This is a genomic window from Psychromonas sp. L1A2 (genome assembly GCF_009828855.1).
GTDB lineage: Bacteria > Pseudomonadota > Gammaproteobacteria > Enterobacterales > Psychromonadaceae > Psychromonas.
Genome location: NZ_WUAG01000001.1, coordinates 79,972 through 91,812, shown reverse-complemented (window position 1 = coordinate 91,812; position 11,841 = coordinate 79,972). Strand labels below are relative to the sequence as shown.

Annotated in this window: 6 protein-coding genes; 1 reads left to right on the top strand and 5 read right to left on the bottom strand. The window is 38.5% G+C overall.

Annotation, left to right across the window (positions count from 1 at the left end):
- Positions 1 to 672: 672 nt before the first annotated feature.
- From GQR59_RS00350 to GQR59_RS00325, 5 genes are all read right to left on the bottom strand, one after another.
- Positions 673 to 2,268 (bottom strand): BCCT family transporter, encoded by a 1,596-nt coding sequence (locus tag GQR59_RS00350; RefSeq protein WP_160060207.1) that lies wholly within the window; start codon positions 2,266 to 2,268, stop codon positions 673 to 675.
- 740 nt (positions 2,269 to 3,008) lie between these two features.
- Positions 3,009 to 5,852, bottom strand: a complete 2,844-nt coding sequence (locus GQR59_RS18420; RefSeq protein ID WP_201287993.1) for a TRAP transporter permease — start codon at positions 5,850 to 5,852, stop codon at positions 3,009 to 3,011.
- Positions 5,853 to 6,087: 235 nt separating this feature from the next.
- A complete protein-coding gene (locus GQR59_RS00335; RefSeq protein ID WP_160060206.1) occupies positions 6,088 to 7,053 on the bottom strand; it encodes a TAXI family TRAP transporter solute-binding subunit in 966 nt (321 codons plus the stop codon).
- Between the two features lie 286 nt (positions 7,054 to 7,339).
- Positions 7,340 to 8,230, bottom strand: coding sequence for an aspartate aminotransferase family protein (locus GQR59_RS00330; protein ID WP_160060205.1), 891 nt, complete (start codon positions 8,228 to 8,230; stop codon positions 7,340 to 7,342).
- Between the two features lie 149 nt (positions 8,231 to 8,379).
- Complete coding sequence (locus tag GQR59_RS00325) at positions 8,380 to 9,711, bottom strand: D-serine ammonia-lyase (protein WP_160060204.1); 1,332 nt, start codon at positions 9,709 to 9,711, stop codon at positions 8,380 to 8,382.
- Positions 9,712 to 10,016: 305 nt separating this feature from the next.
- On the opposite strand from GQR59_RS00325, the gene ushA reads away from it, so the two are divergent.
- Entirely contained in the window at positions 10,017 to 11,753 is a 1,737-nt protein-coding gene (gene ushA / locus GQR59_RS00320; RefSeq protein ID WP_160060203.1) for a bifunctional UDP-sugar hydrolase/5'-nucleotidase UshA, read from the top strand.
- Positions 11,754 to 11,841: the final 88 nt, after the last annotated feature.

The following is an 11,841-nucleotide window of genomic DNA, read 5'->3' as shown; positions in this document are numbered from 1 at the left end:
CTGGGGGCCGTTCTTGCCTTTTGCTCTTTTGTTTTATCGATCTAGGAATTTTAAGGCGAAAAATGCGTACCCACAGCTCCCATTTGTGTTTTCCTTAGGCGATGAATCACTTCAGTGTCAATCGGGTCGCGTCTTGCCTTTTGACTTTATTAAACTGAAATTGATTAGTTTCACAGATAAACGCAGTAAAATTTCCTATCTCGGTTTGTGCCCCTTAGCGACCTAGAAAATGAAAAAATTGTCGTGAATATAATTAAATGAAAAGTATAAAATAGATCTAGATATTAGCTTTGAAGTTAGAGATTAATGCAGCCAATTGGAGCGATAACTAAAACCCGTTCAACCCAGTACGCCTTATAGCTTAACATTAAAATCTAAAAATAACGGTACGCCGATAGCACTCCAAAAAACAATAGAATGCCAACAATAGACTAAAAATCAAACCTATAAAACAGTCTGTTATCAAATTTATTACTAACAACAATCACACTAATTAATTGACTTATTTCACTTGTAAAAATGGCAATTTAGGGACTCGAATTAGTTCTGAAATATAATCAGTCCCTAAACGCAAAAAACTCCCTTATACAGAGTACAAGAGAGTTTCATTATAAAGCCTCAATATCAGCTAAGCATTTGCTTTTGGGGTTGCTTATAGAATTACTTTTCTTTTTATTTAATCACTGATTTTGGTTTTTCTACTTCAGTTAGTAACCCTTTCACCAAGCTAACGCAACCAAGCAGTAAAATGATAGTAAAAGGCAGTGCTGCGATGATAGTAATTGATTGCAGTGCTTGAATAGACTGGGTTCCACCAATCCACAACATCACCATGGCGATCACGCCAGAGATAACAGCCCAGACTATTTTCTGTTTCATTGGTACTTCTAACTTACCACCTGCTGTCATGCTATCGATAACGATAGAACCAGAGTCTAGAGTTGTCACAAAGAAAACAACAATCAGTACCACTGCGATCACTGATAAAATATCACCAATCGGGTAAGCGTCTAACATATAAAAGAGGCTTAGCGATACATCGCTAATACCTTGTTCTGCACCTAGTAAACCAATATTATCAATGATTTGCTCAATCGCTACGCCACCAAATACTGACATCCAAAGCGTTGTTACTACCGTAGGAATAACCAACACGCAAACAAGGAACTCTCGGATCGTACGTCCTTTAGAAATACGTGCAACAAACATCCCAAAGAAAGGCGCATAAGCAACCCACCACGCCCAATAAAATACAGTCCATCCATGCAACCATGCTGTATCATCACGGCCCGAAGATTGACTTAAAGGAATAATATTTTTCACATAACCAACCACAGCCGTAGCCAAAGAATCTAATACGGTTGTGAAATTCAATGCAGCAATTAACCCAAGGAATACAAAAGCAATAACCATATTGAGATTACTTAATAACTTAACCCCGCCATCCATGCCACGCGTGACAGACAGAATAGCTAAGCCCATAATTAATACAATAATGGCCTGCTGAAGATAAAGACTGTTTTCGAAACCAAACACATGGCTAATACCGCTGGCGGCTTGTGTTCCACCTAAACCAAGTGATGTTGCTAAACCAAATAAGGTCACTAATACTGTCATGATATCAATAATATCACCGGTTATTCCCCACACTCTATCACCTAGAATAGGGTAAAAAACAGAACGCATTGAGAGTGGTAAGCCCTTGTTATACACAAAATAAGCTAAACAAAGTGCAGTCATACCGTAGATAGCCCAAGCGTGTAGCCCCCAATGGAAAGCCGTTGCACCTAATGCAAGTTCACGAGCTTCTGGTGTAAAGGCTTCAACGTTTAACGGAGTACCATACCAGTTAGTGAAGAATGCGGTAGGCTCTGCCACTCCCCAGAAAATTAACCCAATGCCCATGCCGGCAGCAAATAACATTGAAATCCATGACATTGTTGAATAGTCAGTATTGGCGTTATCACCACCTAGTCTAATTTTACCTAAAGGTGAAAATGCGATGACAACAGCAAACAACAATAAAGCGTTTGCTCCCCACATAAATAGGAAGTCAAAATTAGAGAGTACTGCCCCTTTAATTGAATCAATGCCCGCTTTTGCGACGGCAGGATCTAGCATTAATAATGAGACGATAAAAATAATTGATAAGCCTACGGAAACCGTAAAAACGGTGTTATGGACATCAAAGCCCCATTTATTGATGTTATCCTGACCAACTTGATAATCGGTGGATTCAATACTGTATTTGTTCGATTTAAATTTCATAAATGACGGTATTTATCTATTCGCATTAATGAATAGAAAAAACCTGCTCCATATTTAATTAATATTTGATTAATATTCAATCAGCTAACTCACACCATAAAAACGATGGTCAAGCTCGCTCTATTTAAATGAGTTTAGGCATCATGCTAATCTCAGGTTGCGCACTCTACCATAAAAATATGTATTAACAGGTTCTAACTATGTCCCTCAGAAAAATAGAAAAATTAAAGGTAGAGAACTTACTCACCATGGATAAATTTAAGAAGGTAAATACAAAAAGTGCATAAAAATAAAGAGTAATTAATGAAGTTTTAAACTCGTATTTATATCGATTACATTAAATAAGTGATCTAAATTTTGAGCAGGAAAAATTAACACTAATAAGGCGTGAGTTGTAGGAGATAGTTGTTCTCACTTCAAAACTCACAACGCAGTTAGGGGTGATTTTAACCAGCAAGAATGGTCATCTTATTAATTCTTTTTGTATTAGTGTTGCACGCAAAATGAAATCAAATGAAGAACAATATTTAACTTGTCATCGTCTGCAGGGGAATAAATAAAAAGAGGTTAGTTAGTGTTGTTGGTATATACCCGTTACCATTCAAGGTACAAAATCCAGTAAGCGGTGAAGTGACAGATGCTAGGCAGAAAGAGGAAGATCTAACGGGTATGAATAGCATAATCAAATAAGCATCCGTCATCAATACATTGATGACGGATGCTTATATTAACCGAATACTTTATGCGCTAACGGTTTGGCTAGTGCCTTTATCGGTATTGCCTAATGCAGGACCATCCTTGTCACGACGTCGACGTTGTAGTCGAATAATCAGAGCAAGCAATAATAGTGCAGGTATAAAGAACCATTGTTTAGCAGGTCGTACTACAGGTACACCAACATCTACAATAATTTGGTCGAAATCAAAACCAACTTTCTCAGCCGTACTATCAAAGCCAATACCATCAACCATGATTGAACCATCACTCTGTGGAAGCAGTTCTAATCCATAGTTTTCTACGCGTTCTTCACCTGTTGTGCCTTCGCCCACTTCCATTAACATAGTTAATGTAACTGGGTCACCAACATCATTTTGGCCATTAACCAGAATACGAAGCTCTGTTCCTGGCTCTACTTCTGACATAACGTTCACTAGCTCAGTACCAGGTCGCTCATCATAAGGTGGAATAACGTAATCTAACCAGAATCCAGGACGGAATAGAGTGAATGCAATAATTAATAACGCAAAAGACTCCCATAGTCTTGATTTAGCCACAAAGTAACCTTGGGTTCCGGCTGTAAATATCAACATTGCCATGGTGGCGATAATAAATACTGCGATCCCCTCCATAAAGGTCACATCCATTAATAACAAGTCTGTATTAAAGATGAACAAGAAAGGCAATAAGGCGGTTCGTAGGGAATAGAAGAAGGCAATAAAGCCCGTCTTAATAGGGTCACCTCCGGATACCGCGGCGGCGGCAAAGGAAGCTAAGCCAACAGGAGGTGTTACATCGGCCATAATACCAAAATAGAATACAAACATATGGACTGCGATAAGCGGTACAATCAAGCCATTCTGCTGCGCTAAACTAACAATAACAGGCGCGAGTAAAGAAGATACAACAATATAATTAGCGGTGGTTGGTAAGCCCATGCCTAAAATTAGACTAAGAATACCAGTCCATAATAGCATCAGCATAATATGCCCCATCGATAGAAACTCAACGAGAGCAGCTAGCTTTAGACCAATACCTGTTTGCGATACAGCACCTACTATAATACCTGCGGCAGCTGTTGCGATCGCAATACCAATCATGTTTTTAGCACCAGTAATTAAACCATCGACTAACTCATTAAACCCCTGTTTAACCATACCTGATGTTGATTTTTTGCGGAAAAATGCAAACAGATGACGTTGTGTTAACAGAATAAATAACATCAACGCTGTTGCATAAAATGCTGAAAGCCCTGGCGATTTACGTTCAATCATTAAACACCAGATCAACACAACAACAGGTAATAAGAAGTGCAAACCAGATTTAACCGTTGGTCCAACTTCAGGAAGACTTAACACTGGTGAATTTGGATCATCCATTATTAAATCAGGGTAAGCAGAGCTGATTTTAGCTAGTACAACATAGGTAACAAGGACCAGTGCAGCTATCGTCCAAAACATAAAATCAGGCGCGATAAAAGATTTTAAAATGCTAATTAAAAAGAATAATCCGAAGGCGCCAATCACCATATTACCTAGTACAATTGCACCAGTAGAAATGGTTTTAGCAAGCTTATCTTTGCTTGTGTTAGCTTTCAGCTTTTTAAATACAAAGTACTGAATTGCTATCACGGCTAACACACTGCTTACTCTTGCAGCAGGTGTTGCTAAGGCTTCATAAAGCTCTGAAAGGTAAAAAGCACCACCAGCAAGTGCAATGATAGGTAATAGTGTCATTGCCCATGAAATCAATACGTCTTTCGCTGTTTTACCGGTATCTTCTCGAGTCAGACCTTGCATGTTCAGTTTCACAGCTTCTAAATGAACAATGTAAACTAATGCAATATACGAAATAATCGCAGGTAAGAAGGCATGTTTTACAACATCAAAGTAAGGAATATTAACGTATTCCACCATTAAGAAAGCAGCTGCTCCCATTACTGGCGGCATAATTTGGCCATTTACTGATGAAGCAACTTCAACTGCCCCTGCTTTTTCGGCAGAGAATCCAACACGTTTCATCATTGGAATTGTAAAAGTACCCGTTGTCACTACATTGGCAATAGAAGAGCCAGAAATAAGCCCAGTCATACCCGATGCAACAACGGCTGCTTTTGCTGGTCCACCACGTAGATGTCCCATCAAAGAGAAAGCAACCTTAATAAAGTAATTCCCTGCACCCGCTCGGTCTAATAGTGCACCAAATAATACAAATAAGAATACCAGATCGGTTGAAACACCTAATGCAATACCAAAAACACCTTCAGAAAATAACCATTGGTGATCCATTACGCCACCAAATGATGAGCCTTTCCAAGCGATAAGCTCAGGCGCATAAGGCCCTAAAAAGGTATAGCCTAGGAAGATCATCGCAACAATCATTAAGGGAAGACCCAATGCACGTCTTGTTGCTTCTAAAAGCGTTAACATACCAACAATGGCGACACCAATATCAAAAGGTTTAGGTGCACTTGGTCGGTCACTCAAACGCATTCCAAATAAGCTATCAACAATCATTGAGTCAGCAATCAGTGGATAAAGCGCACAAAGACAGGCAATAATCGCTAACGCCCAATCGGCCATGGGTATTTTGTTTCTTGAAGAGGCTTTAAATGCTGGGTACGAAAGAAAAGCTAAGAAGATAGCAAAGCCTAAATGAATCGATCTTGCTTCACCACTTGAAAACACACCCCAACCAAATGTAAAAGGTAAAGGAGAGGCTATCCAGATCTGAAATAATGACCAAGCTAGTGCAACACCAGTTATCAGTTTTACTATTGATTTATTGCTTGGATTTCGCCCACCCGTGTCGGTAGAAGCAACAAGGTCTTGCAGTTCCTCATCGCTCATTAACGTTTTTTCAGTCATCAGAAATTTCCTATTGATACGCATGTCTCTGCGATTTTTTAAAATTAAACCACTCTATATGATGCGTGTTTGATGCTTTTAGATTGCTTGTATTTATACCCAAACCACTTCGAATAGTACTTCGAGTTAAAGTAGCTTGGGTATATTTTCTTTTAAAATGTTCTTTTAACGCCGTATTTTAAAAAAAAAACAGCGGAAGTATCACTACTTCCGCTGTGTTTAATTTACTGGTTAATTACATCCAGCCTTTTTCTTTGTAGTAACGAACTGCACCGTCATGAAGAGGTGCTGATAGATTTTTAGTAATCATATCGCTCTCTTTTAAGTATGCAAATGCAGGGTGCATCTTTTTGAAACGCTTAAAGTTTTCAAATACTGCTTTAACCATTTGGTAAACAGTTTCTTCATCCGTTTTAGTTGAGCTAACAAACGTTGCAGCAACACCAAAAGTAACCGTATCTGTATCTGTACCGTTGTACATGCCAGCAGGAATACTAGTCATTGCGTAATATGGGTTATCAGCTGCTAATTTTTTAGCCACTGCATTATTAACAGGAATTAAGATAGCATCACAAGACGTTGTTGCTTCTTTAATTGAACCGTTAGGGTGACCAGCAGTGAAGATAATTGCATCTACTTTTCCGTCACATAAAGCGGCAGCTTGCTCTGATGATTTAAGTTCTGAAGCAACTGCAAAGTCACTCATTTCCCAACCCATCTTAGCCATTAATACTTCCATTGTGCCACGTGAGCCAGAACCTGGGTTACCAACGTTTACTTTTTTACCTTTTAGATCATCAAAGGTCTTAATGCCTGAATCACTACGAGCAACTACCGTAAATGGTTCTGCATGTACTGAGAAAACAGCACGTAATTCTGTAAATGCACCATCAGGGAACTGGTCTGGCGCTGTACCATTGTAAGCATGGAACTGCCAATCTGATTGAGCAACACCCATATCTAGATCACCAGATTTAAGGCCATTGATGTTAGTAACTGAACCACCTGTTTTATGTGTACAATTGATTTCATGCTCAGCTGTACCTCTGTTAACTAGACGACAAATAGCACCACCAACCTGATAATAAACACCAGTTTGACCACCAGTACCGATAACAACGTGCTTAGTTTCTGCAAAAGCAGATGTTGTCATTAACGTTGCGCCTACAGCAGCCGCCATAGCTAATTTTTTAATAAACATATTTAACTTCCTTTTAGGTTTCATTTCAGTGCTACTTTCCTATATAGGCAAGCAAGAATCAAGCCTACCACTTAAAATATGTGGCCTCTCAAACACTTACTTACTTAACTGATTTAAAATCACACATAATGATTGTTAATCAACCACTTAAAGTGTGTTTTTTTGGTGCACTTTTTATTTCTTTTGCAACAAAATAGAGCAATATATTTTAAGTATTAATTTCATTTTTGAGAGCTTAATATTTTAATCTTTGAGTATTATGCTCATAGATTGATATTATCCTTAATTAAACACTGTCATTAGCCATCGCATCGTAAATTTCATTACTCACAACAACAGCACCAATTGGTTGGTAACCTGCGCCAAGCCCTTTGGCAATCGTCACTAGGTCTGGCACAATTTCATCTTGTTCGAAGGCGTAAAAATTACCCGTACGGCCAATGCCACACATCACTTCATCAAGAATTAACAAGACATCATATTTATCACAGATCTCACGAATACGTTTAAAATAGCCAGTCGTAGCAGGTAGTGCGCCAGCCGTTACGCCAACAACTGGTTCAGCAACAAATGCCATCACATTTTCAGCACCCATTGTTAATATTTTACTTTCTAGTTCATCAGCAACACGATGGGAGTAAGCTAACTCAGTTTCATTTTCTCGTTGGTCGCGATAGGCATAACAAGGAGAGACATGCTCAACTTCTGCCAATAAAGGCCTAAAGTTTTCTTTTCGCCATTCATTACCACCGACTGCAAGCGCACCTAGCGTATTACCGTGATAGCTTTGACGTCTCGCAATGAATTGTGTTTTATTAGGTTTACCTATTTCAACAAAATACTGACGGGCCATCTTCAAAGCAGATTCCACCGCTTCAGAACCACCACTCACAAAATAAACATGATCAAGATTATCAGGCGCTAAGTCTGTTAGTAACGTTGCCAGGTCTTCACTTGGCTGATTAGTAAAAAAACCAGTATGAGCGAAAGGAATAGCTTCAACTTGCTCAATAATAGTTTTTTTAACCGTCGCATGACTATGTCCTAAATTAGACACTGCAGCTCCACCACAACCATCCAAATATTTTTTACCTTCGGTATCAAATAAATAGACACCATCACCTGAAGAGACAGTAGGAAGTTCAGCATGGCAGTGACGGTGCAATAGATGAGTCATTTTAATAAACCTTATGTGATGACCGAATGAATAAGAATAGATATTCATCCTTTTTTATTCATTTCACAAAGGAATTAAAATTGAGGGGGTTGAGCAAGAGGAATATCCTTACTCATATTAAACATTAAATAAAAGCGATAAGACGTTAACTATAAAGCAGACTTTGCAAGATACGATACCATCTCTTTTTTCGGCACCATACCGCCGCCAGTAGCCCAGACAAGATGGGTGGCATTTTTCATTTTGGTTTCATCAAAACCAAGACGCTGTTTATATTGTGTATTTTGGGTGACGATAATTGGTCCAATCACACCAGCTAATGCTGAAGGCTCTAATTGAATATTCTCTAATTGGTTCATATCACCTAAGTGACGATACATACGCTGATCTGAAATAGTGTAATAACCATCTAATAATCGTTGCATTGCTCTGCCAACAAAACCAGAAGCACGCCCTACCGCCAGTCCATCTGCAGCGGTAATATTATCTATTCCAATATCTTGCACTGAAATAGTATCTTGTAATCCAGTATGTACACCTAACAGCATACAAGGTGAGTGTGTTGGCTCAGCAAATATACAATGTACATTATCGCCAAAAGCCATTTTCAAACCAAAAGCGACGCCACCAGGCCCACCGCCAACACCACAAGGTAGATAAACGAATAAAGGATGTTGTGAATCAACTTCAATATTTATCTCATCGAACTGTTTTTTTAAACGCCCACCAGCAACAGCATAACCAAGAAAAAGTGTTTGTGAATTTTCATCATCAATGAAGAAGCAATTAGTATCACTTTCAGCTTCTTTACGACCTTGTTCGACCGCTATGCTGTAATCTTGTTGATACTCCACCACATTTACTCCATGAGCACGAAGCTTATCTTTTTTCCATTGGCGTGCATCAGCAGACATATGGACAGACACTGAAAAGCCTAATTTAGCGCTCATAATACCGATAGACATACCTAGATTACCTGTCGAGCCTACCGCAATGCGATATTGGCTGAAGAATTCTTTAAACTCATTTTGACTGAGTTTACTGTAATCATCTGACTCTTTTAATAATCCCGCTTTTATTGCTAACTTTTCAGCATGAGTGAGCACTTCATAAATGCCACCACGCGCTTTAATTGATCCTGATATAGGTAAGTGACTGTCTTTTTTCAACATTAATTTTCCAGAAATAAGCGAGGTATAATCTTGCTCTAATTTTGCTTTCATTTTAGGAATGCTAACAACATCAGATTCGATAATGCCATGCTTCACAGCTGTTTCAGGAAATGCGCTAGATAAATAAGAAGCGAACCGGTCAAGCCGATCACTTGCCTCTTTAATGTCATCCGCACCCAGCCCAACATAAGGTAACCCCACTTTTAAACTGGTAATGTTTGGATTAAACCAACTTACTTCTTTCAGTTCAATCAATTCAATAAGCAAAGGGTACTTACTAATCAGCATTTTTATATTAAATGTATTCATGTCCGTTCCTAATGTTAATGATGAATGAAAGCATTTAGTGATCAACGCTCATATCAAAATACTCATAAAAAGGTAAAAAATAATAAAAATTAAAAATAAATGGTGCATATTCAAATAACTATAGGTAGTTTATTTCAGTAGTTGACTATTCGGTCAGCTGAATGCCACTAATATTATTAAATTTACTTGTAATGTTAGATTTTAATTAATCTGTCATCTTGCATGCGTAAATTTACTGTGATCGATAATACTATCGAAATTAATATAAATAATAATAAAAGCATATGAAAATATAAGGGAAAATCATGTTAAACAAAAAAGTAAACGGTATTACTTGTGCCTTACTAGCAGCAGGCATTTTATCTGGATGTAATAGTGATAGCACTGACAGTACGGACATAGAAGTCCAAGAAAAAGTAACATTTACGATATTACACACTAATGATAACCACGGTCGTTTTTGGCAAAATGATGACGGTGAGTACGGTATGGCAGCCCGTAAAACGTTAATCGATACAATCCGTGCAGAAGTAGAAGCGGAAGGTGGTGTTGCATTAGTATTATCAGGTGGCGACGTTAATACAGGTGTACCAGAATCTGACTTACAAGATGCTGTACCTGATTTTATTGGTATGAATAGAATTGCATACGATGCGATGGCTGTCGGTAACCATGAATTTGATAATCCACTTCAAACATTAGAAATGCAAAGAGATTTAGCTAATTTCCCAATGCTTTCGGCGAATATTTATAATGCAGATAATAGTCGTTATTTTGATGCTTATAAAACCTTTGATATCAATGGCGTTAGCTTAGCATTAATTGGCTTCACAACAGATGACACAGCAAAACTATCAAACCCAGAATTTATTGGGGATCTAGTCTTTACTGACCCACAAATAGAAGCGCCTACTGTCATTTCAGAGATCGAGGCGGACGGTGGTGCTGATATTATTATGGCTGTGACCCATATGGGTCATTACGCTAATGCTGCTAATGGTAGTAACGCACCGGGCGATGTTGCTTTAGCGCGTTCTTTGGAAGAAGGTCAACTAGATGCAATCATCGGTGGTCATTCTCAAAACCCTGTCTGTATGGAACCTGGTGATAATACTGCTTACGCTGACTTTACCCCTGGTGATGATTGTGTACCTGATCAACAAAATGGCACTTACATCATGCAAGCACATGAATGGGGTAAATACGTAGGTCGTGCTGACTTCACATTCGAAAATGGAGAATTAACATTAGATAGCTATGCATTGATTCCAGTTAATTTAAAAGAAGAAGTCATAGTACTTGATGAAAATGGTGAACCTGAACTTGATGATGACGGTGAAGCAATAACTGAACTAGTATTTATTCAAGATGAAATTACAAAAGATCCTGAATTATTAGCAACATTACAGTTTTATCAAGATCAAGGTTCAGCAAGTTTAGATGAAACATTAGCAACATTAACTGGCGGCCCCCTGAATGGTGAGCGAGCTGATGTGCGTAGCAAGCAAACTAACATGGGTCGTTTAATTGCGATTGCTCAAAGTGAAAACGTCAATGCTGATTTTGGTGTGATGAACTCAGGTGGTGTACGTGCGTCTATTGCAGAAGGTGATATTACTTACCGTGACGTATTAACCGTGCAACCTTTTGGTAATACAGTGACATTAGCAACGATGACCGGTACAGAAGTTAAAGAGTACTTAAGTACTGTCGCAACGTTCACACAAGGTGCAGGTGCATATGCTCAAATCACCGATGTTAACATGACAGTCGACTGTACTGCTGGTTCAGTAGATATCATTAGTATTGGTAACAAAGACTTCTCTGAAACAGATGAATACACTTTCTCTATCCCAAGCTTTAACGCGGCAGGTGGTGACGGTTACCCTGAACTAGAAGTGATTGATGGCGGTACGGTTGATGCAGATGCTTTACAAGCATTCTTTGTAGAACAAGGTAGCATTGTAGCAACTGACTATGATCCGATTGGTGATATTATTTACGCTAACTCTACAAGCTCTGAGGGTTGTGTTGCAGAGTAAGTGATTTAAAGCGCTTAACGTGTAAAGTCATTACTGAATTAAATCGATAATAAATAAAAGCCTCAATTTTAATAAAATTGAGGCTTTT

Coding starts and splice junctions, on each gene's coding strand:
- GQR59_RS18420 (WP_201287993.1), bottom strand. CDS start 5,852: ATGACTGAAAAAACGTTAATGAGCGATGAGGAACTGCAAGACCTTGTT.
- GQR59_RS00350 (WP_160060207.1), bottom strand. CDS start 2,268: ATGAAATTTAAATCGAACAAATACAGTATTGAATCCACCGATTATCAA.
- GQR59_RS00325 (WP_160060204.1), bottom strand. CDS start 9,711: ATGAATACATTTAATATAAAAATGCTGATTAGTAAGTACCCTTTGCTT.
- ushA (WP_160060203.1), top strand. CDS start 10,017: ATGTTAAACAAAAAAGTAAACGGTATTACTTGTGCCTTACTAGCAGCA.
- GQR59_RS00330 (WP_160060205.1), bottom strand. CDS start 8,230: ATGACTCATCTATTGCACCGTCACTGCCATGCTGAACTTCCTACTGTC.
- GQR59_RS00335 (WP_160060206.1), bottom strand. CDS start 7,053: ATGTTTATTAAAAAATTAGCTATGGCGGCTGCTGTAGGCGCAACGTTA.